The 14,444-nt window shown below is 71.4% G+C and carries 15 protein-coding genes; 4 read left to right on the plus strand and 11 right to left on the minus strand.

Annotated elements, in window-relative coordinates; genetic code table 11:
• Positions 1-36: 36 nt before the first annotated feature.
• Both ACH54P_RS23890 and ACH54P_RS23895 read right to left on the minus strand, forming a co-directional pair.
• Entirely contained in the window at positions 37-957 is a 921-nt protein-coding gene (locus ACH54P_RS23890; RefSeq protein WP_489916275.1) for an alpha/beta fold hydrolase, read from the minus strand.
• Positions 954-1,862 carry an AurF N-oxygenase family protein gene (locus tag ACH54P_RS23895; RefSeq protein WP_489916277.1) on the minus strand — a complete coding sequence of 303 codons (909 nt, stop codon included), beginning with the start codon at positions 1,860-1,862 and terminating at the stop codon, positions 954-956. Before ACH54P_RS23895 ends, ACH54P_RS23890 begins: the two co-directional genes overlap by 4 nt.
• Before the next feature lie 54 nt (positions 1,863-1,916).
• Here ACH54P_RS23895 and ACH54P_RS23900 point away from each other — a divergent pair, with 54 nt between their 5' ends.
• Positions 1,917-2,687 (plus strand): TetR/AcrR family transcriptional regulator, encoded by a 771-nt coding sequence (locus ACH54P_RS23900; protein WP_489916279.1) that lies wholly within the window; start codon positions 1,917-1,919, stop codon positions 2,685-2,687.
• Positions 2,684-3,001, plus strand: a complete 318-nt coding sequence (locus ACH54P_RS23905) for a DUF4873 domain-containing protein (protein WP_489916281.1) — start codon at positions 2,684-2,686, stop codon at positions 2,999-3,001. Before ACH54P_RS23900 ends, ACH54P_RS23905 begins: the two co-directional genes overlap by 4 nt.
• A 230-nt stretch (positions 3,002-3,231) precedes the next feature.
• Here ACH54P_RS23905 and ACH54P_RS23910 read toward each other — a convergent pair whose 3' ends face one another.
• A complete protein-coding gene (locus tag ACH54P_RS23910; protein WP_013223016.1) occupies positions 3,232-3,462 on the minus strand; it encodes a DUF3107 domain-containing protein in 231 nt (76 codons plus the stop codon).
• Between the two features lie 119 nt (positions 3,463-3,581).
• Positions 3,582-4,235 (minus strand): ferritin-like fold-containing protein, encoded by a 654-nt coding sequence (locus ACH54P_RS23915; RefSeq protein WP_489916283.1) that lies wholly within the window; start codon positions 4,233-4,235, stop codon positions 3,582-3,584.
• Between the two features lie 555 nt (positions 4,236-4,790).
• Here ACH54P_RS23915 and ACH54P_RS23920 point away from each other — a divergent pair.
• On the plus strand, positions 4,791-6,266 hold the full coding sequence (locus ACH54P_RS23920; protein WP_489916285.1) for a DEAD/DEAH box helicase: 1,476 nt from the start codon (positions 4,791-4,793) through the stop codon (positions 6,264-6,266).
• Positions 6,267-6,290: 24 nt separating this feature from the next.
• The gene (locus ACH54P_RS23925) at positions 6,291-7,637 is read left to right on the plus strand and encodes an Rv3212 family protein (RefSeq protein WP_489916287.1); all 1,347 of its coding nucleotides are present in this window, start codon (positions 6,291-6,293) and stop codon (positions 7,635-7,637) included.
• An 8-nt stretch (positions 7,638-7,645) separates the two neighbouring features.
• Here ACH54P_RS23925 and ACH54P_RS23930 read toward each other — a convergent pair whose 3' ends face one another.
• The 7 genes from ACH54P_RS23930 to ACH54P_RS23960 all read right to left on the minus strand — a co-directional run bounded on the left by ACH54P_RS23930 (position 7,646) and on the right by ACH54P_RS23960 (position 14,273).
• Positions 7,646-8,422 (minus strand): hypothetical protein, encoded by a 777-nt coding sequence (locus ACH54P_RS23930; RefSeq protein WP_489916289.1) that lies wholly within the window; start codon positions 8,420-8,422, stop codon positions 7,646-7,648.
• A 12-nt stretch (positions 8,423-8,434) separates the two neighbouring features.
• A complete protein-coding gene (locus ACH54P_RS23935) occupies positions 8,435-9,286 on the minus strand; it encodes a RecB family exonuclease (protein ID WP_489916604.1) in 852 nt (283 codons plus the stop codon).
• A gap of 82 nt (positions 9,287-9,368) precedes the next feature.
• Complete coding sequence (locus ACH54P_RS23940) at positions 9,369-11,840, minus strand: alpha-L-rhamnosidase-related protein (protein WP_489916291.1); 2,472 nt, start codon at positions 11,838-11,840, stop codon at positions 9,369-9,371.
• A 134-nt stretch (positions 11,841-11,974) separates the two neighbouring features.
• Positions 11,975-12,604, minus strand: a complete 630-nt coding sequence (locus ACH54P_RS23945) for a MarC family protein (protein WP_489916293.1) — start codon at positions 12,602-12,604, stop codon at positions 11,975-11,977.
• A 1-nt stretch (position 12,605) separates the two neighbouring features.
• Positions 12,606-13,469 carry a PHP domain-containing protein gene (locus ACH54P_RS23950; RefSeq protein ID WP_489916295.1) on the minus strand — a complete coding sequence of 288 codons (864 nt, stop codon included), beginning with the start codon at positions 13,467-13,469 and terminating at the stop codon, positions 12,606-12,608.
• Positions 13,470-13,527: 58 nt separating this feature from the next.
• The gene (locus tag ACH54P_RS23955; RefSeq protein WP_125307077.1) at positions 13,528-14,088 is read right to left on the minus strand and encodes a PH domain-containing protein; all 561 of its coding nucleotides are present in this window, start codon (positions 14,086-14,088) and stop codon (positions 13,528-13,530) included.
• A 20-nt stretch (positions 14,089-14,108) separates the two neighbouring features.
• Positions 14,109-14,273 carry a hypothetical protein gene (locus tag ACH54P_RS23960; RefSeq protein ID WP_489917163.1) on the minus strand — a complete coding sequence of 55 codons (165 nt, stop codon included), beginning with the start codon at positions 14,271-14,273 and terminating at the stop codon, positions 14,109-14,111.
• Between the last annotated feature and the right edge of the window lie 171 nt (positions 14,274-14,444).

The following is a 14,444-nucleotide window of genomic DNA, read 5'->3' on the forward strand; positions in this document are numbered from 1 at the left end:
GCTTCATGACCGTGAGGAGGCCTTCACGGCTTCGGGTCAGCGGGTGGCGGCCACCCGGACCAGCGCGGAGATCCGGCGGGCCACTTCGTACGGGCGTTCCTGCGGGAGCATGTGCCCGGCACCGGGGAACCGGACGAACTCCGCGTGCGGCAGCTCGTCCGCGATCACCTTCGCGTGGGACAGGGGGCAGAGCCGGTCCTTCTCCCCCGCCAGCACCACCGACGGCACGTCGCACAGCGCGCCCAGGCCGCCGACGCCGCGGTGGGACGCGATCGCGTCCAGGAACAGCCCCGCGCTCGCCGGGTGCGTGCACAGCAGCTGCTCGACGACGCTGTCCACCTGCGCCCGCCCCGGCCGGTCGCCGAAGACGAGCCGCCGGGCGCCCGAGCGGACCATCCCCGGCCGCAGCCGCAGCGTGTCCGACTTCAGCCCGGCCAGCAGCTTCGCCAGCCGCGGCTCGAACCGCGTCACGCTCCGGCCGACCAGGCCCGGGAACCCGAGCGTCAGCCGGTCCATGTCCCCGGACGACGTCGCGACGAACGCCGCGCCCGCCAGCCGGCCGGCGACCAGCTGCGGGTGCCGTTCGGCGAGCACCATCAGCGTCATGCCGCCCATCGAGTGCCCGGCCAGCACCAGCGGGCCCTGCGGGACGCGGTCGGCGATCAGCTCGGCGAGGTCGTCGGCGAGGCGGGCGATCGACGCCGTGCCCGGCCGGGCCGGTGCCGAACCGCCGTGACCGCGCAGGTCGTAGCGCAGCACGCGCACGCCGGGGTCGAGGTGCGGGAGCACGAAGTCCCAGGTCCGGTGGTCCTGGGTCCAGCCGTGGACGAGCACGAGCGTCGCAGTGGAGCCGTCGGAGCCGTCGGGCCCCGACTGCGAGACGTGCAGCGCGGCGCCGTCGCTCGCGACGAACCGGTGCTCGCTCGACGGGTTGCGGAGCCGCTCGGCGGTCGTCATCGGCCCGCCGGGAGCAGGAACGACTTGCGCCAGAAGTACTTCCCGGGCAGCCCGACCAGGCCGGACTCCTCGAGGAACGGCATGATCTTTTCCCCGGCCCACGCGATCGTCCCCTGCCAGTGCGGGTTGTTCAGGGCGGCTTCGACGCCGTCACGCGGCCGGATGCCGACCGCCTTGTAGACGTGCGGGTTGATGAACGCCCGCGTCACGAAGTACGAGATGAGCGCGATGATGAACTGCTGGTAGGCGATCTCGGCCCTCGACAGCTTCGCCATCCCGCGCGTGACCTCTTCGCGGGCGAAGGTGACGTGCCGCGCCTCTTCCAGCACGTGGATCCGGTTGACCATCCGGACCAGCGGCTGGACGCCTTCGTCGTTCATCTGCTCGCGCTGCAGCCGGTCCAGGACCTCCTCGGCGACCAGGATCGCGCCGTAGCGCGCCGGGCCGTAGGAGATCGACGGCATCAGCTTCGCGAGGCGCCGCAGCCACGACACGGGGCCGTAGGCGGGGCACCCGATCCGCGTCGCCATCCGCGCGAACATCGTCGAATGCCGGCATTCGTCGGCGATCTCGGTGAGCGCGAACTGGGCGTGCGCGGACGTCGGGTCCTGCTCGTAGACCTCCTTGAGCAGCATCTGCATCAGGAGGATCTCGAACCACAGCCCGGTGGTCGCGATGCTCGCGACCTCGTGCTTGCCCAGCTCGATGCGCTGCTCGGGGGTCAGCTTGTCCCAGAGGTCGGTGCCGTAGAGCGACGAGCGTTCGTCCAGGATGAAGCGCTTGCCCTCGACGAGCGGCGCCGTCCAGTCGATGTCGACGTCGGGGTCGTAGAACTTGTTCGCCGACGACTTCAGCAGGCGGTCCGCGGTCTTTTCGCGATCCGGTTCCTTCAGCGTCCGCGTCATCGCCGACACCCCTTCCGCAACCTGTAACTTGAGGTAACAGTTACCTCTGGTAGCATGACCTCCGTGATCGAACGTGTCAAGCGCTCCGGCAAGCCGTCCAAGCACTCGTCGCGCGACGAGGAGGCGACCGGCGACGCCCGGCGCGACCGCTGGCGCAAGCACCGGATCGCGCGGCGCAAGGAGTTCGTCGAGGCCGCGCTGCGGGCACTCGACACCCACGGCCCCGACCTCGGCATGGAGGACGTCGCCGCGGAGGCCGGCGTCACGAAGCCGGTCCTGTACCGGCACTTCGACGACAAGGCCGACCTCTACGTGGCCCTCGGCCAGCGCGGCACGGAGATCCTCTTCGAGCGCCTGATCCCGGCGATCAACGCCGAGCTGGCGCCGGTGCCGCGGATCCGCATGGCGCTCGACGCGTTCTTCACGGTCATCGAGGAGCACCCGAACCTGTACCGGCTGCTCGCGCACGGGCGGCCGGAGAAGCCGGTGTCGTCGGACGTCGTGGCCGAGGACAAGGAGCTGATCGCGTCCGCGCTGACCGCGCTGCTCGGCGACTACATGCGGATGTTCAACATGGATTCCGGCGCGGCCGAGCCGTGGGCGCACGGCATCGTCGGCATGGTCCAGAACACGGGCGAGTGGTGGCTGGACCGCCGCTCGATGAGCCGCGACGCCGTCGTCGAGTACCTGACGCAGATCATCTGGGCGGCCATCGACGGGCTGACCCGCCAGAACGGCGTGGTCATCGACCCGAACCAGCCCCTGGAGGCCAACAAGGTGGTCCAGCTGGGCCGCACCTCGGAGTCCTTGGAGGAGACGTCATGAGCGAGCACGACGAAGACGGCTACAGCGGACCGGCGACCCTGGTGGTCGACGGGGTTTCGCTGACGGCGGAGGTCGAGCTGCGCGGCTACTTCCAGCCGATCGACGGGTATTACCGCTGGTACGGCCGGGTAGCGGTGAACGAGGAGCTGACCCGCCTGGCGGGCGGCAAGAAGAAGGCGGTGTCCATCCAGGCGGGCGCCCACTCGGCGACGGGCGAGCTGTCGGACCCGGACCCGTGGGGGCGGTACCGGATCATGGGCACGAGCACCCCGCCGTTCCACGTCCCGACGACGCTGGAAGAACTCAACGCCTGAAAGCCCGCGAGGGCCGGGGTGGCTCACCGGCAGGGGCCCCAGCCTGCGATCGCAACTGGGGAGGGCCGGTCCCGTGCGGCCCGCCGCGAGGGGCACCCGGGCGTGTTCGGCCACCGCGGTCGGCGCCCTGCGGCGACTGACCCCGCCGATCGAGGCCAGGGCCGTGAACGAACCGGTGAAGGCCACCCCGGGAACGTCCCGAGGTGGCCTTCACCGGCTTGAAGAGTGGGTCAGTCGCCGACGCCGAAGCCGACCTTGCGGACGTCGGAGGGGGCGATCTCGACGTACGCGATGCGGTCGGAGGGGACGATGTACTTGCGCCCCTTCTCGTCGTTGATGCGGAAGAGCCCGTCACCGGCCGTCAGGGCCTCGGCGACCAGCTTCTCCACCTCTTCGGGAGACTGGCCACTGGACACCACCAGCTCGCGCGGGGTGTCCTTGATGCCGATCTTGACCTCCACGTGGGACCTCCGCTGGAAATTCGAAAGGGATGTGCCCGGCAAGGCTAACCGAACCGGGTCGTTGCGGTGGCGCATGTCCGCACCCGGCCGCGTCGTCGCGTCTTGGAACTCCATCGGGATCAACCCAGGCCGAGCGCCTGCATGCGCTTGGTGTGCCCCTGTTGCAACCGCCGGAACAGCGCGGCAATTCCGGAGAGGTCACCCGAGCCGCCGATGATGAGCTCGGCCAGCCCGTCGCGCTCGGCGACGACGTACTGGGCCTGGGTCAGGGCCTCGCCCAGCAGGCGGCGCCCCCACAGGGCGAGCTTGTCGCGGGTCTTGGGGTCGGCTTCGATGCCGGCCGCCACCTCGCGTTCGGCGAAGGCGGAGTGACCGGTGTCGGCGAGCACGGTGAGCACGAGGTCCTTGGTCTCCGGGTCGAGCCAGCTGGCGATCTCCCGGTAGAGGTCGGCGGCCAGCCCGTCGCCGACGTAGGCCTTGACCAGCGACTCCAGCCACGACTTCGGCGGCGTCGAGGCGTGCCAGGCGTCGACCTGGGCCACGAACGGCGCCATCGCGTCCTCGATCTTGACGCCGTGCGCGGCCAGGTGCTCCGACAGCAGGCCGTAGTGACCGATCTCGGCGGCCGCCATGGTCGCCAGCGCGGCCCGCCCGGCCAGGGTGGGCGCGCTGCGCGCGTCCTCCGCCAGCCGGTCGAAGGCGGACAGTTCGAGATAGGCGATCACACCCAGAAGGTCGACTACGCCTTCGCTGATCTCTTTCGGCTCGGTCACGGCGGCCAGGGTATCGCCGAAGCACCCGGGCGTGTCGGGACGAGACCGATCACACGGGTTCCGGCGTGCCGGGTACTGTCGAAAAACGGCTGACCAGGTACACTGCGTTTGATATAGAAGCTTCCGTACGTCATACCGGCGTCGGGAAACAGGCAGGTCACGTGGCCTGTCGACGTACTGCAATGTGCGTGCACGCCTCTTCCGGCATTCCCGGGACGGACCGGTTCCGCGCTCCAGTTCAGCGCCAGGGACCAGGGTTTACTCCCGGTCGAGTGTCGAGCGGACCCACGGCTGTGCGCGCTGGTCACGAGAGAGGCGATCACCCTGACCGCAGAAATTCCCACAACCGAACAGACCCCCGCCGTCGCGCTGGAGCACAGCGAGACCGGCCCGGCCGCGCTCGACACGTCGCACCCGCTGCAGGCGGGCGTCGAGGTCGAGCCCGAAGCCCCGACCTTCGCGTCCTTCGGCGTCAAGCCGGAGATCGTCAAGGCCCTCGGCGAGGCCGGCATCGAGCGCACCTTCGCGATCCAGGAGCTCACCCTGCCGCTGGCGATGGCCGGCGACGACCTCATCGGCCAGGCCCGCACCGGCATGGGCAAGACCCTGGGCTTCGGCGTCCCGCTGCTGCACCGCGTGCAGGTCCCGGGCGACGGCACCCCGCAGGTGCTCGTCGTGGTCCCGACCCGCGAGCTGTGCATCCAGGTCGCCAACGACCTCAAGGGCGCCGGCAAGCACCTCGGCATCCGCACCCTGGCCATCTACGGCGGCCGCCCGTACGAGCCCCAGATCGAGGCCCTGCGCAAGGGCATCGACGTCGTGATCGGCACCCCGGGCCGGCTCCTCGACCTGGCCGAGCAGCAGCACCTGGTGCTGGGCAAGGTCCGCGGGCTCGTGCTGGACGAGGCCGACGAAATGCTCGACCTGGGCTTCCTGCCCGACATCGAGCGCATCCTGCGGATGGTGCCGGACGAGCGGCAGACCATGCTGTTCTCGGCCACCATGCCGGGCCCGATCATCACGCTGGCCCGCACGTTCCTGCGCCAGCCGACGCACATCCGCGCCGAAGAGAACGACGCGAGCGCGATCCACGAGCGCACCACCCAGTTCGTCTACCGGGCGCACTCGATGGACAAGCCCGAGGTCATCGCCCGCGTGCTGCAGGCGGCCGACCGCGGCCTGACGATGATCTTCAGCCGCACCAAGCGCACCGCGCAGAAGGTGGCCGACAACCTGGTCGAGCGCGGCTTCGCCGCCGCGGCCGTGCACGGCGACCTCGGCCAGGGCGCGCGTGAGCAGGCCCTGCGCGCGTTCCGCTCGGGCAAGGTCGACGTCCTGGTGGCGACCGACGTCGCCGCCCGCGGCATCGACATCGACGACGTCACGCACGTGATCAACTACCAGTGCCCGGACGACGAGAAGACCTACGTCCACCGCATCGGCCGCACCGGCCGCGCGGGCCGCACCGGGGTCGCGGTCACCCTCGTCGACTGGGACGAGATGCCCCGCTGGAAGCTGATCTCGGACACCCTCGGCCTCGACAAGCCCGAGCCGGTGGAGACGTACTCGTCGTCGAAGCACCTGTTCGAGGACCTGGGCATCCCCGAGGGCACGACAGGCAGGCTGCCGCTGGCCAAGCGCACCCGCGCGGGCCTGGGCGCCGAGGTGGAAGAGGACCTGGGCGGCAAGCGCCGCGGCCGGGGCCAGGGCCGCGGTCCCGCCGCTGCCGCCACCGAGCCGTCGGAAGACGCCCCGCGCAAGCGCAACCGCACCCCGCGCAAGCGGACCCGCGGCGGTTCGCGGGCGGCGGAGGCGATCGAGGCCGCGGACAACGCGGCCGCCCCGGAGTCCGGCGAAGCACCCGCTTCGGAAGGCCGCACCCGGACGCGTCGCCGCACCCGCGGCACCGCCCCGGAAGCGACCGGCCCGGCCACCGAGAAGGAAGCCGGCGACAACGCCGAGCGGCCGGCCCGGCGGCGCCGCCGTCGCCGTCCCGCGGCCACGTCTGATACACCTGCGTCGGCAGACTGAGGCTGAGCAGCGGGGGTCGAGTACGTGAGCGACGTCGAGAAGGCGCCCGAAAGCGCGCCCGAAGAGGTACCGGCGGAAGCCACCGACGCTGCTGCTGACTACGGCTCCGAGGACGTCCTCGAGGACGTCGAGACCACTCCGGCCGCACCGCGGGTCAAGGCGCGTCGTTCGCCCTGGAACCGCGGGCGGGACCGGGTGATCGCCGCGCTGATCGCGGTGGTCGTGGTGGCTGTCGCGCTGGTCGTCGGCGCGACGAGCGACAGCGCCGCGACCGACCACACCGAGGCGGCCCCGCCACCGCCGCTGCCCGCGGCACCGGACAAGGTGCCCGGCTCGCTGACCGAGCTGTGGAGCGCCCCGAGCGGCGCGACGCCGGTCCCGGCGACGGCGGGCGACGCGGTGGCCACCGCCGACGGCGGCGAAGTCGCCGGCCGCGACCCGCTCACCGGGCAGATCCGCTGGCACTACACGCGCGACCTGCCGTTGTGCACGGTCAACGAGACGTGGGGGCGGCTCAACGCCGTCTACCACAAGAGCCTGAACTGCAGTGAGGTCACGCAGCTCGACCCGGGCACCGGGCGGATCACGGCCCAGCGCAACGGCAACGCCGAGCTCGGCACGCAGCTGGTCAGCGACGGCTCCCACGTGACCACGACGGGCAAGAAGCTGCTCGACACCTGGCGCGACAACCTGGTGAAGAGCGCCGAATACGGCCAGGTCCCGGCGCTGGTCAACGCGGGCAAGCAGCCCCGCACCGGCTGCACGTACGGCACGGTCGCGGCGGCGTCGGGCAAGGTCGGCGTGATCGAGCGCTGCCCGGGCGACCCGGCCGACCGCCTGACGGTCTACAAGGCGACGCCGGAGAAGGACGACGAGCCGCAGGTGTCGTTCAGCAGCGTGCTGGCGGGCAAGCGGGCCCGCGTGGTCGCGATGTCCGGCGAGCTGACGGCGGTGGTGCTCCCGGACCAGAAGCTCCTGGTGATCTACAACGGCGACGGCACGCAGCGCGCGGCCTACCCCCTGGACGTGCCGCCTGCCGACCTGGCCCAGGTCCCGCCCGGCGGCACCGAGGCGACGACCCAGACGACGCAGAACGTGTACTGGTTCAGCGGTTCGAAGGTGCTCGCCCTGTCCCGCGACAACCTTTCGCCGCGCTGGACGCTGAGCAGCGCGCTCGGCCCGGGCATCACGTTCGCGCAGCAACTGGTGGTCCCGATCAAGGGCGGCCTGGCGGTGCTGAACGAGAACGACGGTTCAACGATCCGCACGGTCGGCGTCGAGCGCCGCGGCTACACGGGGGTCGTCCGCCTGGGCGCAGCGGGCCCAGTACTCCTGGAGCAACGCGGCACGACCCTCACCGCATTGAAGTAGGGACGTGCTCAGGCGAGCCAGAAGAGGGTCAACGCCGAGACGGTGAACAGCACGACGGCAACGCTGGCCCCGACGGCCGCGGACCCGTTCCGCCGGTCGGCGACGCGCTGAGCCAGCAGGGCCAGCACGGCCGCGACCGGGTGACCGATCAGCAGCACCGGTCCAGGCCCGGGCGCACCGGTGTACAGGTCGATCCCCGCCACGGCGAGAACCCCCACGGCCAGGACGGCGAGCCCGGCGGCCAGCGAGCCGGTGAACCCCCGCCACCAACGCCCGCGCTCTTTGGCGGGTGAAGCAGGGGCGGCCTCGGCAACGGGCTCGATCCGCTCAGGCTCAACCCGCTCCCGCAGCGAGGTCTCGGCTTCGGCCGAGCCGGGCTCAACCAGGCGGTGCGGCGCGGTTTCGGCTTCCGCCAAGGCAGAACCGGCCGGAGCATCAGCGGCCGGCGAGGCGCCCGCCGGAGAACTGGCGACCGGCGAGGCCTCGGCCCGAGCGCCGGCGGCAGGCGAGGCCTCCGCCGCAGCGCCCGCGGCCGCCGTGGCCCCAGTCGGCGAGGCATTCGCCGCCGCGGCACCAGCGGCCGCCGTGGCCGCAGTCGGCGAGGCATCCGCCGGAGCGCTGGCTGCAGGCGAGGCATTCGCCGGAGTGCCGGCAGCCGACTCCATCCGCTTCGGCCGGCCCCGTTCCTCCGGTCCCGCCTCGGCCGCCCTTTCCTCCGCCACAGAACCCGCTGCCGGGGTCGGCAGCGGCGTGGTCGCCAGTTCGTCGGTGTCCGGTGAGGCCACGTTCCCTCCTGTTCAGGGCGCGAGCAGGTCCCAGGGCTGCGCCGCGGGTGCCGTTTGCCGGCCCACCGCGCAGCTCGGCCTGAAGTCGCACCAGGCGCAACGCCGGTCCGGGCGGGCCGGGAACAGCACGTCCGCGTCGCCGCCCGCGTCCAGGGTATCCGTGGCCAGCCTCAAGTCCGCGGCGGTCTCTTCCGCGCGTTGCAGGTGCCGCCGCAGGCTCTCCGGGGTGTGCTCGGCCGCCGCGATCGTGCCGCTGGGGACGTGGTGGAGCTCCACCGTCGTGCACGGCATCCGCAGCGTCCGCGCCGCCGCGACCGCGTACAGCGCAAGCGCTTGCGACGCCCGGGCCTCGTACTCGTCCGGCGGCCGCCGTCCCGTTTTGTAGTCCACGATGACCAGCGCGCCCTCCCGCGCGTCGATCCGGTCCGCGCGGCCCTCGATGATCATCGACGGCCGCTCCCCCGGCGACGGGCTGACCGGCGCCGACACCCACCGCTCCAGCCCGACCGGGTCGTGGGTGACGTCGTTGTCCTCGACGTACTCCGCCACCCAGCCCTTGGCCCGCGCCCGGTACCGCGCCGCCTGCTCGTCGCTCTCGAAGCCCGCGTCCTTCCAGTGCTCGGCCACGAGCGCGACCGCCCGCTGCGGCACCCGCTTGAGCACCGGCAGGTCGAACAGCGCCCGCAGCGCGTTGTGCACCACCGCGCCGAGGGTGCTGTGCGCCCACGGCCCGGTGCGCTGCGGTGTCGGCCGTTCGAGGTACGCGAGCCGGTACCGGCGCGGGCAGTCGTCGAAGGTCGCCAGCCGCGCCGGCGACACCTTCGTGAGCCGCACCGGTTGCGCGACGCCGAAATCGAAGCCCATCTGCTCCTTCACGGGTCCCCACGCTACGCACCACCACCGACACTTTCCGCGCGGGGCGAGCCGCCCCGCGCGGAAAGCGCCGCTACCGCACCACGAGCACCGTGTGCGTCCCGCCGGAAACGGCCAGCGCGCCGCCCGTCCGGATCGGCCGCCCGTCCAGCAGCACCAGGTGCCCCGCGGGCACCACCAGCGAGCCGGACGTCCCGTGCGGCGCCGTCACCGTCAGCGAAAACACCGAACCCTGCTGGGACCACGAAGCCGACAACGCGCCCTTCGGCGTCGGCACCGCTCCCCGTGCCCAGGCAACGGAACCCGGCTGCGGCGCAACCTGCCACGTCGCGAAGCCCGGCGACGTCGGCGAGACGCCCAGCAGCTCGTTCGTCAGCGCCGGCACGACGCCGGTCGACCAGCCGTGCGCCGCCGACGTGTAGCCCTGCTCGTAGTGCGAACCGCCCGCACCGATGCCCTCCCACGCCGTGATGCCCGGGTCGTGCGTGTCCATCCAGCCGTACATCCGCTTGATCTGGTCGATCGCGGACGCCGCCTGCCCGGTCCGGAACCGCGCCTGCAGCTCCGGGAACGACGTGAACGCGTACACGCGTTTCGTGCCGTCGGAAACCAGGGTGTCGTTGTCCATGAACGGGTTCCCGTACGGCAACGCCCCCGCCGCGAGCCGCGCCAACGCGGAAGAGGCCTGCGCCGGAGACGCGATACCCGCCAGAACCGCCTGGCTGTTGCCGTCTTGGCCGTGGCGCACCGCGCCCGTCGCCGAGTCGAGGTACGCGCCCGCCGCCGGGTCCCACAGATAAGCATTCACGGCCGTCGCCACGCCGGAAGCCCGCGCGAGCCACCGGTCGGCGTCCGCGGGATGCCCGGTCGCCCGCGCCAAGCCCGCAGCGCCCTGAAGAGCCCGCACGTACAACGCGTTGTAGTACGTCACTTCGCCCGTACGCGGCAGGAAGGCGTAGTCGCCGTAGCCGCCAGTGCCGTTAAGCCCCTTCGAGAGCAACCCGCGCGAATCGGTGACCGACGGATACCACGCGTCGAGCGTCTTCACGAGGTGCGAGTAGTACGAAGCCGCGTACGCGGTGTCGCCCGTGTAGAGCACGTAGTCCCAGCTCGAAGTCACCCACCAGAGCGGATAGTCGAACAGCGGCAGCGTGTAGTCGTTGATCGACGCGGGCGGGATCCAGCCGTCCGCGCGCTGGTGGTCGGCCAGGTCGGCGAGCACGTTCCGCGCCGCCGTCCCGTCCTGGTGGGTCAGGTACTCGGTCAGTCCCGACACCGCGACGTCGCCGACGTACGGGTCCCGGTCCCGCTTCGCGCCGTCGTGCAGCACGAGCTTCCCGTCCAGCGACGGCGAGAACGCGCCGCGAGGGTCCACATCGGACTCCCGGAAGGTGTCCATGCCCAGCTCGTTCGTGTAGGACGCGGCGTACCAGTACTTGTTCAGGTCCTCGTCCGACGACTCGAACCAGCCGCGGTAGGTGTCCGGCGTCCCGAGGAACGGCGTGAAGTCGAGCGAGACGCCGCTGATCCGCACCTCACCGGAGGGCTGGGCCGCAGGTGCGTCCGACGCGAGGGCGTCGAGGCTGATCCGCAGGTAGCGGAACCCGTGCAGACCGTCCGCGCACACCTGGGTCCCGGCCGCGCAGCCCTTCGTGTCCCGCCAGACGGTCGGTGTCCCGGGCACGGCGTACTGGTCGCTGCCCGGCCCGCCGGAGAAGTCCGACCGCGTGAAGTCGGAGCGTTCGCCCAGGTACTGCTGGGTTTCCGAGAACGACAGCCGGACCCCCGGCCGGTTCGCCGACGCGCCCGCGAAGGCGATCTTCGGGTAGCCGGCGACGACCTTGCCGAAGTCGAGCACGGCGACCGGCACCGGCGGGTCGGCGACCAGGCCCGGCCAGACCTCGGTGACGCGGCTGAACTCGCCCGACGGCGTGTTCTGGTCCTTCGTCACGGTGATCCGCACCTGCGTGGTCGTCACCGCACGGTCGAAGGCCACCGCGCGCTGCACCGCCGTGTTGCCGCTGACGGTCGCGGCCACCCGCCACGCGCCCGCGTCCAGCACTTCCACCGTGAAGTCCTGCGGCACGCCGTCCACACTGGACAGCACGGTGACGCCGGGGAGCGCGACCGGCGCGGCCGCGGTGATCGTCAGGACGTCCGGGTAGGCCCCGATCGTGTCGTCGTTCCAGAAGGTTCCGGTGTTGCCGTCGACGGCGTTGCCGGGCTCGTACGTGCGCGGCTGGCCGTTCCCGCCGTTGTTCGGCGCGTGGAACGACGACGCGGCCGCCGTCGTCCCGGCGGGCCACGCCGGCTTCGGCGGCGGCGCCTGCCGCTTGAACGTCGCGACACCCCGCCCGAGCAGGCCGTCGGGGTTGGTGACGTCGCCGGCGGTCGACAGGACGCGCACCGGTCGCACGTCCCGGCCGGCCGGCGCGACGACGTACTTTTGCCAGCCGGGGCCGGGCATCGCCGACACGGCGGGGGCGGCGACCACGCCGCTCGCCACCAGCACCGTCACCGGCAGAAAAGCTCTGAGCCACTTCATCGAGGCCTCCGAGAGGAACTTCCGCGTACTTGAATCGTTTCAATCGCTGAGCTGAGATTCAGGCTGCGGGAGCGGTGCCAACGATGTCAACGAACCCGGCCCATCCTGTCCGGCAGGACAACCCGGGTGGCGGGTCAGCTGCCGCCGGCGATGAACCCGCGCACGGAGTTCGCGACGAGCTCCACGGCGATGGCCGCGAGCAGCAGGCCGGCCACCTTGGCCAGCAGCGTGATGCCGCTTTCCTTGATCAGCCGGATGACGACGCCGGAGTAGCGCATGCAGAGGTAGATGACGAAGTGGGTCGTGACGATCGCCAGCGCCAGCGCGATGTACGCGCCGAGGTGCCCGTCGGCCTGGCGGACGAACACGATGGTCGCGGCGATCGCACCGGGCCCGGCCAGCAGCGGCGTGCCGAGCGGCACGAGCGCGACGTTGACGTCCTCCGCGGCCGCCTCGGGCTCGTGGCCGTTGCTGGTGAGCAGCTGCAGCGCGATGAGCAGGAGCAGCAGCCCGCCCGCGCCCTGCAGCGCGGGGATGCCGATGCCCAGGTAGGCCAGGATCGCCTGGCCGGCGACCGCGAACAGGCTGATGACCAGCAGCGACACGAGGACGGCCTGCCGGGCCGCGCGCGCCCGCGTCGCCAGGGGCTTGCGGCCGACGAGGCTGAGGAACACCGGCACCGTGCCGGGCGGGTCCATGATGACGATCAAGGTGATCGTCGCGCTCATGAAGAGCTTCGCGTCGAAGACGTCGGCGATCGCCATCTCAGCCCTTCACGACCTGGAACCCCGTCGCGCGCGCCACCAGCTCTTCCAGCTGGCCGGGGTCGGTGGTGCACTCGCCGAGCGCGATCGACTTGTTCGTGCCGTGGTAGTCGCTGGACCCGGTGACGAGCAGGCCGAGCTCGCCGGCGAGCTCACGGGTGCGGGCCCGCGTCGGCGCGTCGTGGTTGGGGTGGTCGGCCTCGACGCCGGTGAGCCCGCGCGCGGCCAGCCCGGCGAGGGTGTCCTCGCTGATCGTGGCGCCGCGGCTGAAGGCGAAGGGGTGCGCGATGACCGTGACGCCGCCGGCCGCGGCGATCATGTCGATGGCTTCCTCGACCGGCGTGTCGCGGCGGGCGACGTAGTAGCCGCGGCGGGGGCTCAGGTAGTCGGCGAAGGCCTCGTCGACGGACTTGACCAGCCCGGCGCGGACCAGGGCCTGCGCGAGGTGCGGACGCCCGGGCGGGGAGTCCTCCGGCAGCAGGCCGAAGATCTCGTCGATGTCGATCGGGAGGCCGTCGGCGGCCATCCGCTCGGCCATCCGGCGCAGCCGCGTGCGGCGCTCGACCCGCAGCCGGGTCTGCTCGACGACGACGGCCTCGGCCGTGGGGTCGAAGAGGTAGGCCAGCAGGTGGACGCTGATCTGGCGACCGGTCTCCGGGTCGATCGAGACCGTGGAGAGCTCGGCACCGGGGACGAGGGTCAGCCCCGGCGGGATCGCCTCGCTGGCGGGCGCCCAGCCGGCGGTGGTGTCGTGGTCGGTGATCGCGACGACGTCGAGCCCGGCGTCGAAGGCCGCGGCGACGAGCCCGGCCGGCGTGTCGGTGCCGTCGGAGGCGGTGGAATGGGCGTGCAGGTCGATGCGCATCGTGTCCATTGTCGACGATGCGGTGCGTCACAGTGCCGCCGGGACTCCCCGGCGCGCGTCACCCGACCGGCTTCTTGCCGCGGGCGGCCCGCTGGGCCTTGATCATCGAGAAGCGCTCGGCCTGCTTCTGCTTGTCACCGAACACCAGCTCGGAGATCGTGTCGTAGAACTCTTCGGGCCGCGGCAGGAAGTCGATCTTGTTGAGCGCCTGGATCTGACCGGCCGACTCGACCACCATCGTGCCGTAGCCCATCATGCGGCCGGTGGCCGTGCGGACGTAGCTGAGGTCGGTGACCTTGCTGATCGGCATCATCAGCACCTTGGTCGTGAACACCCCGGTGGTCATGACGAAGCGCTTGTCCGTGACCACCAGGCGTTCGACCCACCACTCCATCACCACGTAGGCGAACCGCAGGACGACGAGCAGCGCGACGTACCAGAGGATGTTCTGGCCGATGTACAGCGCCGGTGGCAGCAGGTAGGACACCAGGACGCAGATGGCCAGCAGTGCGGCCGCCTCGAAGGTGTCCCACAGCAGCACCGCCCAGTGGCGGCGGATCCGGATGACCCGCCGCTCGGTGTCGAGGAGGTACTCGTCGGGGTCGCGTGGCGCGAACATGGTTCGAGGGTAGCCCCCGATCAGCCCTTGAAGACGTTGCTGACGAAGGTGATCACCGATTCGGCCGAGTCGCGGAGGAAGTCGACGATCGTGCCGACGAGGCCAGCGGCCTGCCCCGGCTGGGCAATGACGAAGAACAGCACCAACGCGATACCGGCGAGGCCCGCAATCTTCTTCACGTTCACCGCGATCAAATCCCGTCTCTTACGGTGACACCGGACAACAGCTCAATCCTGACTTTTTACGTTGTACCGCACTGAACAGGCGCTGGGGAGGAAAGTCCCGCGCTTGGGTCAGCACGCGGTCCGAAGTGTACCGCACGGCTACTCTCCGTGTACAGGACATCGGTTTTCAAG

Source organism: Amycolatopsis sp. N2S4-7 (genome assembly GCF_058119595.1).

What these genes read in the sequence shown, in the direction of transcription:
- ACH54P_RS23955 (WP_125307077.1), bottom strand. Translation starts at nt 14,088, where the DNA reads ATGTTCGCGCCACGCGACCCCGACGAGTACCTCCTCGACACCGAGCGG.
- ACH54P_RS23945 (WP_489916293.1), bottom strand. Translation starts at nt 12,604, where the DNA reads ATGGCGATCGCCGACGTCTTCGACGCGAAGCTCTTCATGAGCGCGACG.
- ACH54P_RS23890 (WP_489916275.1), bottom strand. Translation starts at nt 957, where the DNA reads ATGACGACCGCCGAGCGGCTCCGCAACCCGTCGAGCGAGCACCGGTTC.
- ACH54P_RS23940 (WP_489916291.1), bottom strand. Translation starts at nt 11,840, where the DNA reads ATGAAGTGGCTCAGAGCTTTTCTGCCGGTGACGGTGCTGGTGGCGAGC.
- ACH54P_RS23905 (WP_489916281.1), top strand. Translation starts at nt 2,684, where the DNA reads ATGAGCGAGCACGACGAAGACGGCTACAGCGGACCGGCGACCCTGGTG.
- ACH54P_RS23900 (WP_489916279.1), top strand. Translation starts at nt 1,917, where the DNA reads ATGACCTCCGTGATCGAACGTGTCAAGCGCTCCGGCAAGCCGTCCAAG.
- ACH54P_RS23895 (WP_489916277.1), bottom strand. Translation starts at nt 1,862, where the DNA reads ATGACGCGGACGCTGAAGGAACCGGATCGCGAAAAGACCGCGGACCGC.
- ACH54P_RS23935 (WP_489916604.1), bottom strand. Translation starts at nt 9,286, where the DNA reads ATGGGCTTCGATTTCGGCGTCGCGCAACCGGTGCGGCTCACGAAGGTG.
- ACH54P_RS23920 (WP_489916285.1), top strand. Translation starts at nt 4,791, where the DNA reads ATGGCCGGCGACGACCTCATCGGCCAGGCCCGCACCGGCATGGGCAAG.
- ACH54P_RS23950 (WP_489916295.1), bottom strand. Translation starts at nt 13,469, where the DNA reads ATGCGCATCGACCTGCACGCCCATTCCACCGCCTCCGACGGCACCGAC.